The organism is Marixanthomonas spongiae (assembly GCF_003095375.1).
In the GTDB taxonomy this organism is placed as follows: domain Bacteria; phylum Bacteroidota; class Bacteroidia; order Flavobacteriales; family Flavobacteriaceae; genus Marixanthomonas; species Marixanthomonas spongiae.
Genome location: NZ_QEHR01000018.1, coordinates 1 through 23,462, shown reverse-complemented (window position 1 = coordinate 23,462; position 23,462 = coordinate 1). Strand labels below are relative to the sequence as shown.

14 protein-coding genes and 1 pseudogene are annotated in these 23,462 nt (G+C 32.1%); 4 read left to right on the top strand and 11 right to left on the bottom strand.

Annotated features, from left to right (window positions below):
* Positions 1 to 606: 606 nt before the first annotated feature.
* The gene (locus tag DDV96_RS15465; protein WP_116695689.1) at positions 607 to 1,290 is read right to left on the bottom strand and encodes a hypothetical protein; all 684 of its coding nucleotides are present in this window, start codon (positions 1,288 to 1,290) and stop codon (positions 607 to 609) included.
* A 42-nt stretch (positions 1,291 to 1,332) separates the two neighbouring features.
* On the opposite strand from DDV96_RS15465, the gene DDV96_RS15460 reads away from it, so the two are divergent.
* Positions 1,333 to 1,668, top strand: coding sequence for a helix-turn-helix domain-containing protein (locus DDV96_RS15460; protein ID WP_116695688.1), 336 nt, complete (start codon positions 1,333 to 1,335; stop codon positions 1,666 to 1,668).
* A 416-nt stretch (positions 1,669 to 2,084) separates the two neighbouring features.
* Positions 2,085 to 3,350 carry an IS256 family transposase gene (locus DDV96_RS15455; protein ID WP_116695687.1) on the top strand — a complete coding sequence of 422 codons (1,266 nt, stop codon included), beginning with the start codon at positions 2,085 to 2,087 and terminating at the stop codon, positions 3,348 to 3,350.
* Here DDV96_RS15455 and DDV96_RS15450 read toward each other — a convergent pair.
* From DDV96_RS15450 to DDV96_RS15410, 9 genes are all read right to left on the bottom strand, one after another.
* Positions 3,336 to 4,118 carry a hypothetical protein gene (locus tag DDV96_RS15450; protein ID WP_116695686.1) on the bottom strand — a complete coding sequence of 261 codons (783 nt, stop codon included), beginning with the start codon at positions 4,116 to 4,118 and terminating at the stop codon, positions 3,336 to 3,338. The two genes, DDV96_RS15455 and DDV96_RS15450, sit on opposite strands and share 15 nt — an antisense overlap.
* Positions 4,119 to 4,126: 8 nt before the next feature.
* Positions 4,127 to 5,767, bottom strand: coding sequence for a RipA family octameric membrane protein (locus DDV96_RS15445; protein ID WP_116695685.1), 1,641 nt, complete (start codon positions 5,765 to 5,767; stop codon positions 4,127 to 4,129).
* Entirely contained in the window at positions 5,768 to 6,970 is a 1,203-nt protein-coding gene (locus tag DDV96_RS15440) for a GIY-YIG nuclease family protein (RefSeq protein ID WP_116695684.1), read from the bottom strand.
* Positions 6,963 to 8,900 (bottom strand): DEAD/DEAH box helicase, encoded by a 1,938-nt coding sequence (locus DDV96_RS15435; protein WP_116695683.1) that lies wholly within the window; start codon positions 8,898 to 8,900, stop codon positions 6,963 to 6,965. The genes DDV96_RS15440 and DDV96_RS15435 overlap by 8 nt, the downstream gene beginning before the upstream one ends.
* A 3-nt stretch (positions 8,901 to 8,903) precedes the next feature.
* Positions 8,904 to 11,603, bottom strand: a complete 2,700-nt coding sequence (locus DDV96_RS15430; RefSeq protein ID WP_116695682.1) for a class I SAM-dependent DNA methyltransferase — start codon at positions 11,601 to 11,603, stop codon at positions 8,904 to 8,906.
* Positions 11,604 to 11,615: 12 nt separating this feature from the next.
* Complete coding sequence (locus DDV96_RS15425; RefSeq protein ID WP_116695681.1) at positions 11,616 to 11,801, bottom strand: helix-turn-helix domain-containing protein; 186 nt, start codon at positions 11,799 to 11,801, stop codon at positions 11,616 to 11,618.
* 150 nt (positions 11,802 to 11,951) lie between these two features.
* The gene (locus tag DDV96_RS15420; RefSeq protein WP_116695680.1) at positions 11,952 to 13,430 is read right to left on the bottom strand and encodes a hypothetical protein; all 1,479 of its coding nucleotides are present in this window, start codon (positions 13,428 to 13,430) and stop codon (positions 11,952 to 11,954) included.
* On the bottom strand, positions 13,430 to 13,693 hold the full coding sequence (locus tag DDV96_RS15415; RefSeq protein ID WP_042241164.1) for a helix-turn-helix domain-containing protein: 264 nt from the start codon (positions 13,691 to 13,693) through the stop codon (positions 13,430 to 13,432). Before DDV96_RS15415 ends, DDV96_RS15420 begins: the two co-directional genes overlap by 1 nt.
* Positions 13,694 to 13,890: 197 nt before the next feature.
* Positions 13,891 to 15,141 (bottom strand): site-specific integrase, encoded by a 1,251-nt coding sequence (locus tag DDV96_RS15410; RefSeq protein WP_116695679.1) that lies wholly within the window; start codon positions 15,139 to 15,141, stop codon positions 13,891 to 13,893.
* Between the two features lie 401 nt (positions 15,142 to 15,542).
* On the opposite strand from DDV96_RS15410, the gene DDV96_RS15405 reads away from it, so the two are divergent.
* The gene (locus DDV96_RS15405; protein WP_116695678.1) at positions 15,543 to 16,787 is read left to right on the top strand and encodes a tyrosine-type recombinase/integrase; all 1,245 of its coding nucleotides are present in this window, start codon (positions 15,543 to 15,545) and stop codon (positions 16,785 to 16,787) included.
* Positions 16,788 to 17,032: 245 nt separating this feature from the next.
* Entirely contained in the window at positions 17,033 to 23,104 is a 6,072-nt protein-coding gene (locus DDV96_RS15400; RefSeq protein WP_116695677.1) for an NACHT domain-containing protein, read from the top strand.
* Between the two features lie 238 nt (positions 23,105 to 23,342).
* On the opposite strand, the pseudogene DDV96_RS16255 reads toward DDV96_RS15400, so the two are convergent.
* Positions 23,343 to 23,462 (bottom strand): annotated as a pseudogene (locus DDV96_RS16255) (IS30 family transposase); the annotation flags it as partial.

Sequence of the window (23,462 nt, the reverse complement as noted above, 5' to 3'; positions counted from 1 at the left end):
CTTCAGAAAATCATCTGAAATTAAATCGTCTTTCTTCATAATGTGTAAATATTTAAAATTAAACAAAAAAATAGCGGGGGCCGGCCCCCGCTATTTTTTTAACTTACACACTTTATGAGATAGTCCCTTGAATACAGTCCGACTGTAAATATTCCGATTGATTCGACCTCTGCATCGCAAACATTAATTCCAGCAGGTGTGCCAACAGGTACAGGAAACGATATTTACCTGCTTTTGGTTGAGTTCTTTCAAGAGATTAACGGTGTTCAATATCCGCTTAAAAATGGCGCATATAACGTTTTAAACATCGTAGAAGTGGCATAAGTTTCATTCTGACCTTTGAAGCTGAAAGAGTCCTATGGTTTTGCATCATAGGGCTTTTTCTTTTACTATTAATTTTTAAAAGAAAACAAAAAAAGAAAGCTGATGTTTTGGTAGCGTGGGTGATGCTGTCAAGGTTTTTGGATAAAAGTTTTTTATACTAAAACCTTGTTGTGTGTTTACCAATTTTGATTAAAAAGTTTTATTCAAAACCCAGAGGGCTTGACCTTTATAGCATTGAGCGTTGGCGTAAGGTAGCTACCTATATTTGCTACCTTTTTTTATTTATCTGTAGTCTACTTCCCAAATCCAAGTACACCATAATGGTGTATTTGCATTTTCAGGTTCTATTTGTTCAAATACCTTTCTTGCAGTTGGAATAATATTTAAATTGTTTGCTTTGTTTAGAAAACGAGTTTGTATTTGACTACTACAAGTGGTAGATAATTGATTTATAAAATCATTATTTAAATCATATTCTTCCTGTATTTGAATAACATTGTTACCTTGACCATAATTTATCATTTCATCGTCTGTTACACAAATCATAAAACATTTGTAATCATTAAAATTGGCATAAATAGGATTGTTCTCTGCGTTATTGTAATGCTTTAATAAAGACAACCTAAATATGTCATTCAATAATTTACCGTGCAATTTAGGACGAGGTAGATTTCGATTGTTCTCTGTTAGTCTAAAAAAGGCAAATTCTCCTAAAATGCCATTCTTCAAATACTCATTAGGGTCTATACGTAAATCATATTCAGGTCTTTCATTGGGATTGCCTTCAAACTGTGTATTTGGAATATTCTGTTCTAAAATTAAATCAGTAGTATTTAAATTATAACAAATTAACGCAGACTGATAAAAATCATAACGAATACTATCTTCTCCAAAATAATATAATTTTTGATACCGGTTAATACGTTGTAAAACTTTATTGTGAAATAGATTGAATAATTCGTACATATAATTTGTAATAATAAGATTAAGTAATAATAAAACTAAATTATGGAAAATCCTTTTGAAATTATTAGCGAGAGATTAGATAGAATTGAAAAGTTATTGCAAAATATCTATGCCACTAAAGACGCTAAAGCTAAAGGTGTTATTATACCTGAAATAATGAATGTTAAGGAAGTTGCTAATTATTTAAGTATTACACCATCTGCAATTTATAAATTAACAAGCACAAAAGAGATACCTCATTCTAAACGTGGTAAACGTCTATATTTTCAAAAAGCTGAAATAAATGATTGGATAGTAAAGCATAAACAATATACCAATGATGATATTGAACGTATGGCATCTGATTATCTAATTAAAAACCCTTTAAGGTTTAAATAACTTACGGATGTTTCTTGTTTAGTTCTGTTTTGAGCGTGGGCAAAAGCGGATATTTTACATAATGACCGTTATAACGCTTCAGTTGTTATAACTACGCATTATGTAAACATAGCTTGGGTGAGTTTAGGGTTTTTATGATAAAATAATACTTTATAGCTTATTGCAGTTTGGTTTGATTTTATGAAAAACCAAAGCTGTAATATGCTATTACCTATAAGAAAAAAAAACGCTAAACTTGTATGGTGCGCGGAACAACACAAAAGACAGAGGGTTTTTGCTTTTTCGCAAAAAACTGGGTTTTGGGTTGTGGGGACTTGTTACTTTAGACTAAAAACAAATCCAAAAAAGGTCTTTGAGGGTGTAAATTAAACTCTGTCTGAACTAAATTTAATCATTAATTTTATTCAGACAGAATCATGACAAACGAAGAACAAAAAGAATTAGAGAAAAAGGCACTTGACCAATTTATGTCAGGTAAGAGTCTTTTCGGCAAGGATGGTGCTTTTGCACCTATGCTGAAGAATTTCATTGAGAAAGCCCTGGAGGCGGAAATGGACGGTCATCTGGACGAGTCCCAGCGTTCCAAGGGCAACAAGCGTAACGGCAAGGGCAAGAAAAGGGTCAAGAGCGGTTTCGGCACTTTTGAAATCGATACCCCTCAGGACCGCCAAAGCAGTTTTGAACCAGAGCTTGTAAAGAAACGCCAGACGATTCTAGCGGATAACCTCTCGGACAAAATAATAGGTCTCTATGGGCTTGGAATGAGTTATCGGGACATCTCCGCTCATATCAAGGAAATGTACGGTACGGATATCTCCCATACGGTTTTGAGCCAGATCACGGATAGGATCATTCCTGATGTTAAAGCTTGGCAGAACCGCCCCCTGGAAGCTATGTACTGTATTGTGTGGCTCGATGCGATGCACTACAAGGTAAAGGTGGACGGTAAGATAACGCACAAGGCACTTTACAATATTTTAGGGATCAACAAGGAAGGCTACAAGGAAGTTTTGGGAATGTACATTTCTGAGAGCGAGGGTGCCAATTTTTGGCTACAGGTGCTGACCGATCTCAACCAGCGTGGCCTTGAAGATATCCTGATTGCCTGTACAGATAACCTCAAAGGCTTCACAAAAGCCATTTTGAGCATTTTTCCAAAAGCCCAGGTGCAACTGTGCATAGTCCACCAGATCCGCAACTCGCTGAAATATATCGCATCCAAGGACCAAAAGGAGTTCATGCGCGACCTGAAATTAGTTTACCGTGCGACCAACAAGGAAGTTGCTGAAGATAAATTATTGTCCCTGGAAGAAAAATGGGGTGATAAATACCCGGTGGTAATCGAGAGTTGGCAACGCAATTGGGAAGAACTCTCACAATACTTCCAGTACACAGACCCTATTAGGAAGATCATTTACACCACCAACGCTGTAGAGGGCTTCCATAGGCAAGTGAGAAAAGTAACCAAAACCAAAGGGGCTTTTACCAACGATATGGCACTATTGAAGCTGGTTTATCTAGCCACCAAGAACATCGAAAAAAAGTGGACAAGCCCATTGCATAATTGGAGCTTGACCGTTCAACAACTTTATATTAAATTTGGAGATAGGATACCGCTGATTTTAAACACCAATTCCTCTGGGGCTAGCCCCAGAGGAATTGGAACATCAGACAGAGTTTAATTTACAGACCCAGGTCTTTTGATTATCAGTAAATAAATCTGAAGTTTGATATATTTCTTTGATGTGTTGATGAATTAGATTATCCTTTTGTTTACTCTTAACCGACTTTAATTTTACACTTAAATCTTTGATTAAATTTCCATACTTACTTTTATTCATTAAGATTGAAAAACTACCTTTTGATAATTTACCTATTAACCAAAGTAGATTATCTAACTTTTCATAATCGTTGATATTAGTTACCGAATTAAGACGCTTGATATAATCGAAATAATTATCCTCGTTTATTGCTGTTTTAGTTCCTATAAGACCATTCTTTTTAAGTAGTTTGTATGAATCTATTGCCAAACTATCATAAATTGGAAAATTACCATCATTTAAAAAATAGATGTATTTAGATATTAACGAGATAGCTTTACCAAAAGGTTTACCCGATTTGTCTATACCATATTCTTTCAAAAATAACGAGCTTATTATATTATCCTCACTTGGGCTATCAAGGAATTTTGCTGTCTGGTTTTTTAAAGCATCATCAGAACAAACTGAAATAGCTTTAGCTAATTCATCAATACCATATAAACGTTTACTCATTTGAGTTGAGTAATAACTATCTATAATTGTAATTCTATTCTTTACAACATTTTCAAAATCATTAGTTGTTTGACTCTTAAACAATGTTGAAATGATTGTTTTATTTGATAGGTACTGTGTTTCAGAATTAAGAATAATATGAGCTGTATTAGAATAATACTTCAAATCCTGTCGCATACCAACAGCTATTTTTTATCATTTTTACCTTTACCAAAGAAGTAAACTAAAAATAAACCTATTAATGTTATAATTGCTGTAAGAATATATGATTTTAACGGTAATTTGTACTCAATGATAGTATAAACCCATAAACCAATCCAAGAAACAAATACTAAAAAGCTAACCACTATATTAACTCTTGAAACCGAAAATTTACCAGCATTAAAAAAATGACTTTTAACTTTAGGCTTAATACTATATAATTCTCTATCTAACTCTTTCTCATATAAATTAATAATAACCTCCCAATGTTCTTGCCACATTTTACTGCCTCTGTTAACAAGATACCAAGCAAATGAAAAAATACAACCAACGGAACATACAATTAAAATATAATTGATATTGAAATTACCATCTTTTTCAAAACCTAAAACTGTAGCAAAAAAGCCTGCATAAATAACAGCAAGAAAACCCCAAAAGTATTGTGCTCTTTTCCAATAATGAGATATTTCAAAATCTCTTAACTCATAAGCTCTTGCAAGTTTTATTTTGGTTTTCTTTTTACTCATTTTTTTTTTTTTTAATGTTATATCAATTAACTCTTTCAATTCTATTAAACTCTTTAGATTAATATTATCTTCTACATAGTATGAATCACAATATTTCTTTACATCATTAGCGTAATTTTTAGCAAAAAATTTAAGCTCGTCAATTTTAATAATTATTTTACCTAAATCTTCAGTTAATTTCTCTATCTCATCAAATTCAGTTGGAACACGTTTTTTTTGAAGGAACAATAACTCATTAAATAACGGCTCGTAATAAGTGACTTTTAAATCCAATAAGTCTGAATCAATTTTAGATTTATTAGCACTATTTTTTAAAAAATTTATATAATTCAAGTAATCTATCCAAAACTCCGTTAATACGGAAAAATATGGTGAGTTAAATGGGTTAAATGGTGGTATAGGATATAACTTAAGATATTTATTCCTAATGTTATGAAGGTCGGTTAAAAATGCTTGTATATCAGATTGTATGGAATATTTGCGCTTTACTTTTTCATCTAATTGGGAAGAATATTTTTCTCTTATGTGAGGTGTGATTTTTAAATAGAAATCAATATTCCTATAAAAATTAAGAAATTTCTTTTCCCAGTCTTTTTCTTTTTTAAAGAAGTGTCTAAACGACTTATAAACGGACATATAGTCCATTTCTATTATTCTATTAAAATTTTCGTTTACTGTAAAATAAGTTTGATTTGATAATGCTGGGTACTCTAATTCACTCTTATAAAAAGTTGTAAGGTCCTTGCCTTGTTGTTTTATGTCGTTAATTATTGAGCCTAAAAAACTACTTAAAAGTTTTAATAAATCTCTTTGTTCTTCAATTTTCTCATTAACTGCATCTTCTTTTTCTTGAAGAATTTGTTCTCTTTGCTCTAATACTTGATATATAACAAACATTATAGATAAGAAAGCTAATACACCACCAATTAATGCTCCGTACGCAGAGACTATGTGGTCTCTTTTGTCAAAATCAATATTAAACCACTTCCAATTATCTATTTCATATATAGCATCAATAGTTAGTACTATTAGAATAACAGCTGTAACTATAGATATAATAGTTATTAATACTTTGTATTTTTTAATTTTATTAATCATTTACTTTGTTAATAATACTTCATTAGTACTATCATATTTATAATTAACTATATCACCAGATAATATAAGATGAATCACTTTATCTATTATTGGTAAAGGAACAACAAACCATTCTCTGGGTGTTATTCTCCTGCCTTTATCATCATTTATATCTATGTTTAAGCATACTTCTGCAAAAAAGCGATGTATTAAGTGTTCAAACTTTTGGGCTTCTAAATTATATGTTTTATAAGATGCTATTATATCAACATCTGCCAACAAATAGGTAGCTTCTTTTGACGCATTTTTAATACGTTCTGGAACAGGAACGGTAGAGTAACCTATCTTATACAAATTATTTATAGATGTGATTTTCTGATTAGTTGACTTCGACTTTAATATGTATATCCAACCTGTATCTAAATCCTCTTCATTAACAGAATTTACGTTATCAAATAACTCTTTTGATGTTTCAGTTTCAGTTTTTGTAACTAAATGACCGTTATTAAGTAATTGTTTTCCAAGAGACCTAAATAACATATTACTAACTGTACCATTTTCAAAAATGATACGAGTACGCCCATCTTTACGCAATCTATCACCAGATGGTAGAGTGACATTGTCTGTTGCTATATTAGTTTCTTCAAGATATAGAAGTACACCATCTAAAACATAATAATTGCCTTTTTTTAAATTCTTTTCAGCGTTTCTAAACCTTTTTAATGAAATTTTACGCTCTCTTAATTTGCGATGTATTTCTTTAAACATTGCTTCATAAGGTAAAAAGTCCTTATCCTTCATTGCTTTTCTTTGAGCTACAAAATCTGTTTCACCTCTTTCTGTTGAACTTGGTACATTCTTTAATTTAAAAATTGATAAGGTTTCTTCTGTATCTAATATTCCTAAATCATCATCCTTTAGAATATCTGCAACTGACTTTACTTCTTCTTTAGTGTTAAGTAAATTGTGGTTGTCATAAGGCTTTAAAATGGCTGTCTTATTTGCGTCATTTCTTAATGCCTTTAATCTTGAAAGTAATTTGAACTCGGTAACATTGGTGGCTTCTGGTTCTCTGCGATGTTTTTCGTAAAAAGCATTAATTTCTTGGAACGATTCAATTAAGCGTTCATCTTCAGTTTTCACATTAGAGATTTTGGGTTTGGAATCTAAAATTCCAAACTCATCATCATTAAAAATATCGTCTAATGTTTTTTTCTTACTCATTAGCTGCTGCTTTACGTTTTGCCTCTTTTAAAAATATAATAGCTTCTGCTAAACGTCTTTCTTGAGGGTCGAAAGATTGAATGCTGGGTTGCTCTCCTGTTTTAGCTATCCAATTCTTTATTTTAGGCCATAAAATAATAGCCTCTTCTTCGGTCATTGTTATTCTTGTAGCATCAATAGTTTCTTGAATGGCTTTAAATACTGATGCAGTTACCGATTTAGATAATATCTCAAATGCTTTTTGGAAAGGGTTGATTGTATCTATTAAATCAATATTAATATCATCAATATTAACAAAACTATCTGCCATACGAATGAAGCGTTTATCGCCTTGTTCTTCAATAGTTCCATTTTTAATGACTGAATCTACCACCACGTGTTGGCGTACTGCCTCAACCTCATCATCTGATAAATCTGGATAAGTCTCTTTTATAATTTTAGGAATTAGAACTTTGTTGATAACCTCTGGGTCCACATTACCAGGCATTGCTTTTAGCATTTGGTCATCTTGCATAATTTTAGCCTTTAGGTCATTCAAATCACTTTCAATAATATCTTTAGCTCTTTGTGAACTTGGAAGCTTGAAGCCTCTAATTTTTATTGTATCATCGTCTTCGTCTGTGTCTTCCTCATCTTCTTCTGGGAATTTTGGTTTAAACTTCCAATTTGGTGCTAAAACTTGTTCCATTAATAAGGAAGCAGTAATAGCCTTCAACATATTATTTACCGATAGTTTCACCAAATCATCTTCTGCGTCTGGTTGCGCTATTAAATTGGTAAATTGTGCGTGCGTTTTGTTTTCACTATCTCTTGTTGCTCTACCTATAATTTGAATAATTTCAGTTAACGACCCTCTATAACCTACAGTTAAAGCGTGTTCGCAATAAGGCCAATCAAAACCTTCTTTTGCCATACCCAATGCTATGATAATATCTATATCATCAACACTATTAATATTGCGCAAATATTCTTGTATTTTATCCCTATCCTTCTGGTTATCGTGAACTAAATCGGCTATTTTTAAACGATTGCCTGTTTTCTTGCTCTTAACATACAATACGCCTGTTTCTGGGTCTTGATATTCCAGTTCTCCTAAACTATCAATAATTCTATTAACTTCTTCGTATTTATCTTTTGTAGATTCTCCAGAATTAACACTTGGAATATGAACAATCGTTTTTTTGTTTTCATCCAATATTTCATTGATAGCAGATGTATATCTGCCTTGATAAAAGTGATACCCAATTCCTAACGACTTTAGATAGTTGTAGCCATTTAACTGTTGGTAGTAATCGTATTTTACTTTTATAAATTTAGCTTCATCCTCTGGCAATAAAATAGGTACAGAATCTCCTCTAAAAAAAGAACCTGTCATTGCGACTACGTGTGCATTAGATTTAGACATTACACTACTTAACACCAAGCCTAATTTATTATCGCCATCTACAGATACGTGGTGAAATTCATCAATAGCCAACAAACAATCATTTAATTGCTTTTCATCTATAGCTTCAAAAGCAAAACGTAAGGTAGCGTGTGTACAGATTAAAATTTGCTCATCTGTTTTTAAAAACTCTAAAAACGCTTTCACCTTACTTTGTTCGCCTCCTGGTGTACATAGATTGTATTTAGGATTAGGAATCCAATCTGCAAAAAAACCGTGTTTTTTTAACTCTGTTTTGGCAAATGAGCTACCTATGGACCTTTCAGGTACTGCGACAATGACTTTTTTAATCCCTTGGTTGATTAATTTATCTAAACCAATAAACATTAAGGCACGAGATTTTCCTGAAGCTGGTGGTGCTTTAATGAGTAAATATTGAGCAGTACGCGCTTCAAATGCTTTTTGTTGCATTTCTCGCATACCCAATTCGTTGGTGCTTTTGCTTTTTCCTGTTTGTTGGTATGTTACGTGTACTATATCTGGCATTTGTTAAGCTTTCTTTTTACGTGTCTTTTTTGGTTTTTCTAGCAAGGTATTTTTATTAATCATCTTTTCATATTCTTTAAAAAGATATTCTAAACGCTCTGTATCGCTCTCAAAAGGTTTTAAACGATAACAACGCTCTATGGCTAAATCTAATTGATGGTGCGCTTCTTTTAAGCCTTTAGGCATTTTATCTGGGTCGTACAATTGTGCTAACGTTTTACCCGAATGTTTTTCTCGTTCTTCTAAAACTTCAAAAACGTGTAAAGTAATTTGTTCTTTTTGTTTTTGTGTGATTTCAGGAAAAGGAAAGGTATTGTAACAAATCCCAACTGAATAACTATAACGAGTTTCTAGTTTACCACCTACAGCATCAATCCATACCATATGAATTCTGGAAGTTATCACTCCAAAAACAAAAGGTTCAGGGTCATATAAAACTTGTGCGCTTTGTTGAATAACTACTTTTTCACCTAGAAAACCCATTGGGATATAATCTCTTCTTTCTGAAGACGTTAATGGAATAATAATTTGACTATTTACAGGTTGATGCCTGTATCTAAATTGATGTGCTCTATCGACTAAAGTACGAGCAACTTCACCTCCATTTTCTCGAAATTTCTTGCAGCTTTCAACTCTATCTTTAATGAATGGTATTTCTAAAGCGTCTTCTAATTCATCATCCTCAATCCAAAGGCAATACCTTTTTAAACCTTTAATAAATTCATTTGCACCTGTGGTTTCTCTAATATATACTTCGGAATCTGGATATTGGTTTACAATATCGTTTTTTTCTTTTTCAGTCAACATTAAATGACCATCATCCAACGCCATATTACCCGACACCATTTTTGGCAATGAACTCAATGCTGTCATTCTTTTTTGAACTATTATATCTATACCATCAGTTAAATATGCATTAATATTGGATGCTTTGATGATATTTCTATCTGTATAAATTAGTTTTTGAAAATTTTTAATTGTCTTTTGAAGCCCAATAATAGAGCAAGTAACACCTGCATTGCCTTTTGCATTATTTGTCCACTTAAAGTTAGGTACTGCAAAAAATATTTCAACATTACCTGTTTTTAAGACGGAAGGCCATAATAATCCTACTTGATTTCCCTGACAAATAGAATTTGTAGACACCAGACCCATTTTAATGTTCTCTTCTAAATAATTAGAGCCTTTGTAAAACCAACAAGAAACATAATCTAAAGTTTTATAATTTGTTTTGCCTTTAAACAGTAATTTCAAATCTTCTTTTTGAATTTTGTCTTGTTTCTTTTGACCTGCATAAGGTGGATTCCCTAAAATATAGATTTCATCATCATCATTTTTAGGACACGTATCTTCCCAATTTAAGCGTGTTGCATTCCCTTGGGTTATATGGCCTGCTTCTTTTAAGGGTAAAATAGGTTTGGCTCTACCAAAATCAAACAACTCATCTATAAATATTTTATTCATTTGGTGTTCTGCTAACCACAAAGACAAGATTGCCATTTCGTGGGCAAAGTCGTCCAACTCAATACCATAAAACTGTGATAGTTTTACTTCCGTGAAAACAAAAGAATATTGCGGTTCTAACTCATTGATTTGTTGCCAAATCTTAATTTCTAATTTTCGTAGTTCTTTATAAGCAATAATTAAAAAGTTACCGCTACCACAGGCAGGGTCAAATATTTTAAGTTTGGAAATTCTATATATTAATTGGCGTAGTTTTTTAGGGTTTTCTTTATGCTTTTCAAACTCTTCATATAACTCATTTAAAAACAAAGGTTCAATCACCTTCATAATATTTGGTACAGAGGTATAATGCATCCCTAAACCGCTACGATACGCAGGATTTACTACTGCCTGTATCATAGAACCAAAAATATCCGGGTTGATTTCGCTCCAATCTAAATCACCACATTCTAAAATAATTTTACGCGCTTCTCTAGTAAATTGCGGCGATACAATAGTATCTCTAAACAAACCACCATTTACATAAGGAAACTCTCTAAAATGTGATGCTTCTTTACTGTTGTCTTTCGTATTCAGAACCTTAAAAAGTCTATCTAAAAACGTGTTGACATCGCTACCATCTTCTTTAGTGTGTTGTGCCAAGGTATCCGTAAACATACCCTCAATAGGGAATATGTCGGTATCTTCTGCAAAAAAGCAAAAGAGTAAACGAGATAAAAAGATATTTAAGTTATGACCGCCATCATCATAGATGTTTGGGTTTTCAGTCACCAATATATCATAGAGCTTCGCCATTTTGTATGACGCTTTTCTGTCGGCATAATTCTCATTTTTTTGAGAATACTTTTCTTGACCTGCCCAAGGTAAAAAGAAGCTAAAGTGTTTATGGATTTCAAGAATAGGTGTGTCTAATGCTAACCCTGTTCTTATATCTTTTGCTAATAATGTTTTGTAATCTGTAACTATTACAAAGCGTGGATTGTGTTTTAGTGAATCTACATCTTTTGTTAGTTCATCAATAGTATTTAATAATGTTCCAGATTCTACTTCTTTAAAAAGCATTTTACTTTTATAAAGCACTTCACCCTCAACTTTAGATAAATTAAAATCCCCCTTTTTTAAACGTGTTATAGATGTCTTTGATATACCGTATGCTTTGAGCAAGTCGAATATAAATTCTTCTTTGTTGAAATTTTCAACTAAAGCTGTTACGTTCTTTTCTATTTGAGATGCGTTCATTAAGTACTATAATTATGAAATCAATAATTCCTTTGGATTAACATTTAAAATTTTCGCAATTTCATAAAGCGTTTCTAAACTCGGTTGCTTACGATTTTGTGCGTAACCATTAATTGTATTGAAACTCTTGCCCAATTGTTCTGCAAGCCATACCTGCTTAACTCCTCGTTCTTCAAGGACTTCTTTAATACGGTTCATAGGGAATTATTTTGAATGTTAAATATAGCATATACTTTGTATAAATACATCGTATTACGTTATATATTTTTAATAATGACCATCAATAAAAAAACCCAAATTAACCGATGGGTTGTTTTGGGTTTAATTGGGCTATAATAAAGTTATTGATTATGATGCTACTGCAAATGCTTTTTGCTTTAGTTCATTAACTTCTTTAATGATATTGGCTTTACACCAATGCTCTTCTTTAATACCAGGAACTGCACCAATGCCATCTACAAATTCTTCTTCCATAATTTTTCTGATAGCTGGGATATACTTTTTGGTAGATGCTATACTGTCGTGTATGGTGTGAATAGATGCTTTTGGTAGCTCTTTTGAGACACGCTTTGCAATTCTATCTATAAATAAATTACTTTCTATACGTTGCAGTATGCGAGGAAGTATAGAGTGGTCATATTCTTTTATGTCATAAAACACATTATATACTTCTGGAAACAACTCCTCAAATAGTTTCACAAACTTTGATTTAGAGCGTACTTCTGAAAACATAAACTTGAATACGTTGCGTTTTACGTCTCCTCTTGACTCAATATACACACCTAACTCCTGATGTATCTTTTCTCTTAAACTCTCGTAGAAATTACCCTTAATAGCCAATCGGAAGTATTCCTGAAACCTTATGTTTAAAGGGCTATCTTTAAAAAGTCCTAACATAATGTAAGAGGATTTACTTAAATTATATTTAGTTACTTTAGAGTTTAAACTATCAACCTCTAAAAAGGGTTGATTTGTTAAACGTTTATACATCTCAATTGGATTTTCAAAGATGATGTCGACTTTTGCACCATCTCCATAGCTTCTTATTAAATAATTAGTAGATAAAAGTTTTGTGCTCAAAAATACTTGGCTGTTTTTTAAATCGAGTGCATACAATTCTTCGCCGTTGTAGGTGACCGCATTTCTGTATATGCTATTCATATTTGTTAGTACAGAATGATAACGCAGTACATTATTATCTCTACGAGGTTGGTTTAATGCTTCTTTAAATCTTCCAATAGAACCAAGAGCAAAGTCTTTTTGTTTCATCGGACTTTTTTCTTCGCCAGTAATTATATTAATGTCTCTTAACTCTGGAAACTCTTGTTTGATTTTAAATATCTCATTCATTGCCCAAACACATATTTCCTCATCAATTTGTAGTTTTTCATCAAACCATTTTGACAGATATGTGTATGACCTATTTTGAGATTTTATTCTGTTGATGTAATTAATCAGCTTTTTTCTAATGGACCTATCACGAAGCGTTAAAGGTGATTTCACTATTGGTGTGTCATACGCTTCAATAAACTTGTAACCTTTACAGTATTTGTCTGTTTGATAAGATTTGGTGCGCTCAACAATTTTTAAATCGTTTATAAAGTAATCCCAATATTCGTTATAATTATGCACCATATCTTGCATCATTTTTGATGAAAGTTTGGTGTATTCTTCGCTAACCGAATCTTTTTTATTCAGTCGTTTAACACTAATAAGATGCAATAAGTATCTTGCTTTTTCTCTAACAAAAGGCTTAAATGTTGGGTAGTTGTCATCGATTAGATTGTCTAAATCTAAATTTTCTGGAAAATAAAAATGTAACTTCATTAAGCACTCTTGTTTTGGGTTAAAATTTTAATTACATCGTCATACTCATAGTACATTGTTTTACCCATTTTGGTAAAGGGTAATGTACCGTTTACACGTAAGTTTTGCAGCGTACCAGGTGAGATGTTAAGCATTTCTCTTACGTCTGCTGATTTTAACCACTTTTTTTGCTCCGTTTGGCTTCCTAAAATTGTCTTCAGTTCTGTGATGATTTCTTGTTTAAGAGTCTTTAAATCATCCTTTGTAATTACTTCAAATGTCATTTTCTAATAAAACGTATTAAAAGGCATAAATACCTGATTTATATTGTGTTAATTTACTACATTTTGTGCTTTACTTAAAACAAACTTATTAACATTTATGCACTATATTTTAACAGAAAAACCCTTGGTTTTATGGGCGTTTACAAGGGTTTTGTATTGAATTAATCTTCAATTTTGAATGCTATTGTTTATATCTCCTAATTAGCTAATCGCTTGGATGATTCTGTATTACTTTTATTAGCGAACTTTTGCTTTAGAATTGCCATATCATCACTTACTTTTCTATCTAATATTTTAGCATAGTGTTGGGTTGTTTTAAGTGATTTATGACCTAACATTTTACTTACTGATTCCATAGGTACACCATTTGAGAGGGTTACCGTAGTAGCAAAGGTATGACGAGCTAAATGCGTAGTAAGGTTTTTATTTATCTTGCATAAATCGGCTATCTCTTTGAGGTAAGCATTGGACTTTTGATTGCTTAACACAGGAAGCAATACACCTTTTGTTACTGCTTCTGGGTGATTCTCATATTTTTTTATGATGTCTAAAGCGGTTGGAAGTAGTGGGATATTACTACGTGTATCTGTTTTGGTACGTTTTGTTTTAATCCATTTATCGCCATCAATACCAAATACCAAATTATCTTTTGATAGCTTTTTAACGTCGCTATAGGCTAAACCAGTAAAGCAACAGAAAATGAAAATGTCTCTTACTTGCTCTAATCTTGGTGTATGCAATTCTTTATCGAGCATATCTTGTATTTCTTCTTCTGATAGGAATTGACGCTCAACTTCTTTTAAACGTACCTTGTAATTTAAAAATGGGTCTTTTGCTATCCAACCATTAGCCAAAGCAATGCGCACTATTTTTTTGAAGTTCTTTATGTATTTAATGGTGCTGTTATGTCCGCAGTTTCTAACTGTTTTTAAATAAAACTCAAAGTCTGTTATAAATTGGTGATCTATACGCTTTATACTAATATCACTTACTTTGTACTGATGCTGCATAAATTCTTTAAGATGCTTGCATACGGTTTTGTAGCGCTCTAAAGTACCTGCTGAAAATTCTCTACCAACTAACTTTTTTACTTGTGTATTATGGTTTTCAAAAATGGTTATGAGTGTACGCTCTTTTTCTTCAATACCTAAAAACTTATTCTTTAGGGTTTCTGTAGTGACCTCTTTATTGTCTTGAATTAGGTCTCTTTGACTTTGATATACTTTTGTAGTAAGGGAATCTAAATAAGCGTTAAGCTCTCTTATGTCTTCAGTTCTTCCAATAGCTTTATTGGCTTGACTGCTCCATTTGTCAATCTCAATAGTTCGCTTTGTACTGATTTCTGTACGTTTACCATCTATGGTAATACGTAAGTAAATAGGGCATTTGCCCTGTGCATCTACTTTACTTTTCTTCAAGTAGAATAATAAACCAAATGTTTTGTTCATTCTGGTGACCTTTAAAATTATACATTAATTTACGAAATAATCAGGTCTTTAATTTGATTTAAACAACTGATTTATAAACAGTTATTAACAAATAGGTGACCTGAAAAAGGTTTTAAAAAGGTCACCCAATAGGTCACCAACAGAATGGTTTTTAATACACTTTTTGCTATTTTGTAGAAACTAAAAAGTCCCATAAGCATAGTGTTTACAGGACTTTGTTGGAAATTGAATAAATTTCAGCGGAGAAAGAGGGTTTTGAACCTATTTTGTGATATTAGCTGTAATGTTAGTGATAGCACTTAATTTTACTGATAATTAGAATAATTGTATTATTTAATATATCTTTAAATACTATTAAAATACAACATTTATAACACCTAATTCGACACCTACTTATTTTTATGAACTTCTCATTTCGATTAAAATATCCAAATAAAGATGCTAAATCCCTTATTTTTTTTACCGCCTCTTTTAAAGACGAAGGAAAAACTTTTGTGTATTCTACGGGAGAAAAAATTCATCCGAAAGATTGGGATTTTAAAAATAAAAGACCAGCCAATTTATCTGGAAGAAAAAAAGATGCAGAATTACGTAGATCTATAGATACTCAATTGTCCAGATACTCTAATTTTTTTATTGAACTGATTAGTCGATACAAAACCATCAATGAAAAGTTAACCATAGAAATGGCTAAAGAGGAGTTCAATATCGAATTCAAAAAAGTAAGTAAGAATACAAATGACTTCTTTAGAGTTTATGAACTTTTCCTAAAAGATAAAAGAGAGGATAAATCTGATCAAGCAAATACTCAGACTACAATTAATAGGTATGAATACAATAAAAAATTGCTAAAAGATTTTCAAGAGCATAAGTCATTTAAATTACGGTTCAATACCATCGATAAAAATTTTTATAATGCTTTTATAAGCTATTGCGTAGAGGTAAAGGAACATTCAGCAAATACACTCAGTAGGAATGTCGGTCTATTCAAGACATTTATGAATTGGGCGTTTTCAAATAAGTACACTTATAACAATAAATTCAGAGAGTTTAAAAATATAAAGCGTTTCAAAACAGATGAAATTGCTCTCACTAAAAAACAAGTAGATGAAATTTACGAATTTGATCTAGGCGATAATGAAAAGCTGATAAAAATTCGTGACCTCTTTGTTTTTGGATGCTGTTCCGGTATGCGTTTTTCCAATTACTCTAGGGTTAAAAAAAATGATGTTGTAGATGGTTTTATAAATGTTATTGATGCAAAAGATAAGTCAAAATCATTATCTATTCCCCTTAATAAATATTCAAAAGAGATATTGGAGAAGTATGAATATAAATTACCGAAAATTTCAAATCAAAAGTTTAATGATTACTTAAAGGAACTTTTTGAAAAAATGGGATATAATCAAATTATTAAAAAAACGATGCGATACGGAAATGATATAGTTGAAACTGAATCCACTTTTTCGGATCGAATAAGTTCCCATACCGCTAGGAGATCATTTATCACAATAATGAAAAATGAAGGGGTGCCGGATAAGGTTATAATGAGTTATACCGGTCATAAAAGTATTGAGGTTTTTAATAATTATTACAGACCTAATCAGGAACATCGAATCAATTTTATGGAAAGTGTATGGAATTGATATTAAATTTATGATGTGTTTTATTATTGGAGGATACCCGTTCCTTTGAAATTTGTATCCAAATTATATTTGTAATTTTGAAAAAACTTTAAACTTATTAGATTTTTGATAAATTATGAAAGAAACATTTTCTTTCACTTATTGTATCTCTACGGCACATTTGGTTTTTGTCCACACACAGGCAAACACTAAAAAAATCAAAAGAGCTATTTTTATTGTCAAAAACACATTGATTAATAATAAAAATGAGTGAAGAAATAGTATCAGCAAGTGGAGAAAGAGCAGCAATGGGAGGCTATTTGCCGCAATTTGATGAATTCACTTGGTTTGTCTATTTGAATCTAATAAATAAAAAGCTTGAATGGATACGAATAGCAGACCCCAAGGCTGAAAAACTAGATGACATACAATATTCCACTCATTCAGAAATTCAAGCATACCAAGTAAAATGGACTATTGCTGATGCGAACATATCATTCGCAAATTTTACAGAGTTACTACCTCTTATAACCTCAAGTTGGAAGAGTTTAAAAACAGCAAATCCTGGAAAAAAAATAATTCCTCATTTAATCACTAACAAGCCTATTTCCTCCCATGATAGCTTGAAGGAAGGCGATACTAAAATTGGTTCATTTCAAGACTTTTTTTCAGAAGTTTGGACAAAGCTAAAATCAAATCAAGCAATTGATGTTAAGTGGAATTCAATTCTTGCAGAGTTCGAAAAGAGTTCGAAACTTAGTGATTCTGAATTTGCAGAGTTTGTAGCCAGTTTTGATTTTCAACCTGATTATAAACAAAAACAGTTTAGTGTTGGAAATATTAAATACTCTAAGGAAGACGAAGACCTTCAGCAGATCAGCAGATTTATTGTTGAAAAGGTCGCCAGTCCAGAAAGAGTCGTAGAATTTTCTCGACAAGAAATTATTAAAGAATTAGGCTGGTCTGACAGATTTAAAACAATTTTTAACCATGAGTTAATAGTCGATAGACAAAGATATCAACCGATTCAATCAACAATTGACTTATTAAATTCAAAGTTAAAAGAGCACAAAAATGGATACCTGTTTTTGTTGGGAGGTCCAGGTTCCGGCAAATCTACTTTATTGAATCAATGGTCGAAAGGTCTAAAAACACGAATAATAAGGTACTACGCCTTTGATTTTGTTAACCCATCCTCACACCTAAACTTTTATGAAAGAGGAAATGCCACTCATCTTTTTTTCGATTTAGTTTTTCAGTTAAAGGAAGCTGGAATGTATAAAAGAGACATACTTCCATATAAAGACTTGCTTTTTCTAAAGGATGTATTCAATGAGCAATTAAGAGCTATCGGAGAAGATTTTGTGACAAATGGTCGACCGACCATAATATTGATTGATGGTCTAGATCATGTTCCTAGGGAATATAAATCAACAACAAATAGCTTCCTACGAGAACTTCCTGTACCATCTACTTTACCTGATGGAGTCTACATTATTTTAGGCAGCCAATCCTATGAACTTGAAGACATTCGACAGGAAATTAAAACTGAATTTCAGAATGGAGATAGAACTATTCAAATTGATTCACTTAAAAAGGAGGAAGTATACAAATACATTGATAATCTCGACTCTCCCTTTCAACTTACCAGTTCCCAAAAGTTACAAGTATTTGAGAAATCACAAGGGCACCCTTTATATCTGTCTTACTTAGTTGAAAAAATCAATAAGGCCGATTCAATTGAGGATACAATTGAGTCTTTTGAAGTTATTGATGGTAGTATTGACAATTATTATAGAAAAATATGGGAGCCTATTCAGAAAGAAGATAGCCAAATTCAATTCTTAGGTTTAATTGCTAGAATTAATGGTTCAATTAATCTTCAATTCATTCAGGAATGGGGTTTTCAACCAAGTGTACTAAAGTCTTTTCGTGAAAAGGCTAGGTTTCTGTTTAATGAAACTGAAAGAACTTTGTCCTTCTTTCATAATTCGTTCAAGCAATTCCTTCTTCATCATACCTCCTTGAATTATTTAACAGGAGAGTATGACCCAACAGGTAATATCAAATATCATAATCAGCTGGCTGATTATTATGAAAAGTCAGAGATTGAGAGATCTTGGAAACAGAATCATCATCTATTTCAAGCAAAGCAATTTGATAGGTTTGTTTCAGTTGTTACACCAGATAGCTTTACTGAACAACTACTTAATTTCAGACCAGCAGAAGAAATTAAGCAAGATGCAAAATTAGGTATTGAAATAGCTAGACAAAATAGGGACATCAATACTCTGGTAAGATATCTGTTCTCACTTGCAGAAATCGAAAGAAGGTTATTCAATATTGATCCTGCATCATTTACAGAAGAGCTCTTATTCTTAAATAAATTTGATTTAGCTAGAGATTATCTAAGAACTGGTAACACCTTACATTGTAGCGAATCATATGCATTCAATGCGTGTCGCTTGTTTATAGAATTTGGACACAAATCTGAAGGAGCCACCTTATACAATTTAGCCTATCCTGAAATCATTACAGATTCAGGGATCATCATTGATGATTCTCATAGATACGAAGAAATAAGGGACTCTTTAGAAGAATGGATTTATACAGCTCCATTTTTTGAATCGACTGAGAGTATTTTCTCAATAATTGATAAAATTCAATTCTCAGATAGCATCCGAGAAAACAGATTTGAAGAAAAAGAATTTGATTTACAGCTAAGATTGCTCTCGAATCTTGGTTATAGTTTAGTTGATCAAAATAAGTGGGATGATTTCAATAAAGTAACGGAAAAAATAGATCCCACGTCTTCGAGAGGAAGGAATGCTCTTTTCCAACTTATAAGATATGCTATCGAGCAATGCCTTGACTTAAAAGATAATAGTCGAGCGAATGAATATTTGTCATTATTAACCTCTCATTTCACTAAAGAGAAGACAAAACCAATTGGCAAAATATTCATTGCCGATTTAGTTTATAAAGTTACCCGTGACCTAAATGAAACATATAGCTGGATTAAGGAAGTTGAACAACCTTCTAATGTGGGTAAAGATCGGTTGGGATATGATGATTCGTTAGACGCCTTCCTTCCATTAATTAAACTTAACAAATTACTTAACCTATCGGGGAACGGGGTTTCTATTACGTCTGCAATTCCCTCTGTTGCGAAAGGTACTGATGAAGAAGTCATAGTAGAGTTTGAACGAATGTTATGTATTACTACTCAAATTCTAGCGGAAGGAATTCTTCAAACACCAATGTCTGGTGATCCTATTAAAAGAGTATTTCCAATAGTTCGGTTTTACTACAAAGAAATATCTCACAGAAATATTTATTGGTATAAGCTGACACAGGCAAAAGGGCAATATTTTGATTTTTTGATATCGGCAGTATCTGAATTAGGCTCTGAAAAACTAGAATTATTAGGAGATTATTTATTTGATGAGTTTCAAGATTTTCCAAGATATTGGAGTACAAGTATCCAACGTAAAATCATTAAATCCCTCTTGAATAATGGGTTTGATGCTGAAAAAGCAATAATACAGTTGAGATCATTAGAGCATTCTATGTTGGTTGATCATGATATAGATGGTCGAATAACCGAATGTTTGGCTCACTCAAAAGTGTGGTTCATTTTAGGCGATTTGGAGGAAGCTGAAAAATGGATCAAACAGGCAATTAGGGAATCTATTGGAGTAGGTTATAGAAAAGATTATCAATTTAGTACCTGGATTGAATGGTTAAGAAAAATAAACCATAAAGATCCATCAGGAGCTTCTGAAAGAATAAAATGGTTCTTATCTCATTTAAACCATATTAAAGAAACCACGGAAGGAAGAGCTTATTGGAATGCTTCTGAAGAATTATTAGCAGTCACGTTTGAACATAATCTGAATGATGGTCTTGAACAGGCCATTTGGCAACTAGAAAATGATCTGATTGATTTTATAGATACCATTACCCTTTTTATCAAACATTTCATCCAACGAACAAAAAGTGAGGAAGAGTTCAAAAGTATTGTTCAACTATATATTAATCTATATCTGCCTCTTGCTGAATCTGCCGATTCTTCTCTGCTCAAATCCATCCTAGAAAAGGGGCAGGAAATTTTAAAAGATGGGTTTTTAATAGAGTACGCACAAGTCATAATTTCGGCAATAGAAATTAAAGCTTACGAAGAAACCAGACATTACCTACTTTCTGAAATTGATGATTTCTATAAACCTAAAGGACTAAAAGCAGGAGACTATTATTCATTGTTTAATATATCTTCAAAGAATGAAAGAGATAGGTCGTCAAGCTCTTCTAATACATTGGTTTTAAAGACAGATCATGAAAGGATTAATGAAAGTGAAGTGCTTGAGCGTGTTACAAATTTTGATGATTTCAAGAAAATTATTCAAGAAGAAGATCAGGCAAATTCATTTTTTAATTGGTCAAAAGTTATTGAAAAAATAACTCCTTTATTGTCTTCAAGCCAAATTAAAGAAGTTACCAAACTAGCTAGAATTGGAAGGAAAGAATCAGATTTCTATGCCAAACTAAGTGAAGCCGCCTTAACGTTAGGAAACACTGAACTGGCAACTTGTTTAGCCAATAAAAGTATTGAGCTATCGAGCGAATCGGGCTGGGTCAAATACTATGATGGAGGAACAAGAATCAATGCGTTTAGTGCACTAAAGCGAATCAATCCAGAAATCTCATCGAATAAGGCATTTGAAGTATTCGCTCATGATATAGTAAGTAGTAATTATCCGAGTTCATATATCGAACATCTTGAAGACATCATTCCACTTCTAACGGAACATTATGTTGAAGAAGAGCTTTGGCCTGAAATATATGGTTATCTACAAAGACTGATGTCGAATAGTAAACCAGTGGAGAATTTACCTATTCTTCCTTCATTAGATCGACCAATCATGGGAACGTTAGTCGATTACTTGGTTTATCTATCAGAGAACCCTGTCTCAATAGTAAAGGAACAATCCTTACTGCTTTTGGCAGAATATATAAATCAAGATGATGATTATGTTCTGGCTCAACTACTTAATGGTGGTTTAGATAATTACTCATGTATGGATGTGATAATGAAATTATCTGCATTCGACTCTCCCAAAATTCATTCATTTAAATCAAAGATTAACAGTTTAGCTCTATCAAATGATTATCAATTAAAAAAAAATGCAATAGACATACTTTCCTCAATAGGGGAAGAAATTCCAACTCCAAAAATCATTCAATTACCTAAAGTTTACTCTTTACATATTCCAGAAAACGGAAAACCAGATTTTAAAAAAGAGATTGACCCTTATTTTCCGGAAGTTGATATTAACGACCCCCGAGACCTTATAAGACCTTTTGAATTTTTGATTAAAATTTTATCAGAAGAGTCTGGAATTGATAAATCTAATCTTATTTATAGAGCCTATTCAATCATGAAAGAAATTGGTCGAGAAGAGGAATGGACGGTTGAGTATGAAAAGAAGCTAAGAAATCATTTAGAAGAAATAAACTTAAAATATTCTTACCCTAGACCTAGGGTAGTTGCTGCTCGAAGAGCCATAATGCATGTAGCCAATGAATTAATAGATTCTGGAAAAATTGATGACAGAAGAATTCAGAATCTTTTGATATCGCATGATTATGCTGTTCAGTTTTTTAATGAAGTAGCCAAACCCGAATTCATTCAGACGATTAAAGAAAGAGATTTTGGAGGTGTTGGCACTGATTGGTTAGATCGAATAGATGAATCAGAAAGATTAAGCGAATCACTATTAGCCTATGATGATAACTTCAAAGTCATAGCAGAATACAATCAAGTTAAAAATTTAGATTGGGGTTCTCCTACTGAAGAATACATGTATCAGATTGCTGTTAAAGAAGAATTTCACGAAGAAGACAATTACATTTTTGGCTCTGTTTTTCACCAATTGAGTAGGAACTATCATGATATGAGAGGTGGAGGACATTTTATAGTTGTAATCAGGGATCATAGATTTGATCAATTTAATATAAAATCGAAATGGATTGCTATAAATCCTGTTTTAGCAAGAAATCTGGGGTGGGAGCCTGAACCAACTAAACTATTTGCATGGAAAAACTCTGAAGGTGAATTAATGGCAGAATCGATTTATTGGTCAAATGGAAATATTAATATGACACCCCGTAAAGATGGAGAAGTTGGAGAAGGATGGTTTATTTTAGTTTCCAAGAAGGGATTAGAACAAATTAAATCTGTCGAGAGGAATTTGTTCCTTCAAAAGAAGTTAACACGATTAAAATACAAAGACTCAGTTCTAATTAATAATCAAGAAACTAAAGTGAGAAGAATTTAAGGTTAAATCCAAACGCTCATATCCATAGAGATTGACTATTGCCTAGAGCAGATATAGATCTAATAGAGAGTATGATTAACAATAGGTTGACAGAAAAAATAATAATTAGCGTCTTTATTGTCAAAGTATGATTGCTTGAGTTTAGCATTATTAATAAAGTCTGTTAAAATACTCATTAACTTTAGAAGGACATTTTTTTAATCTTAATAATATCTTCAGTTATTTTAAATTGCCATGTTCAAGTTATAAGTGCAACTGGCCAAGTTGATTTTAATTTTTCTATTGGGCTAATGTAGCCAAACTTTCTCACTCTTCTGTTATTTATCAGTCTTTCAATTTCCCTTATCCTGTATTCGCT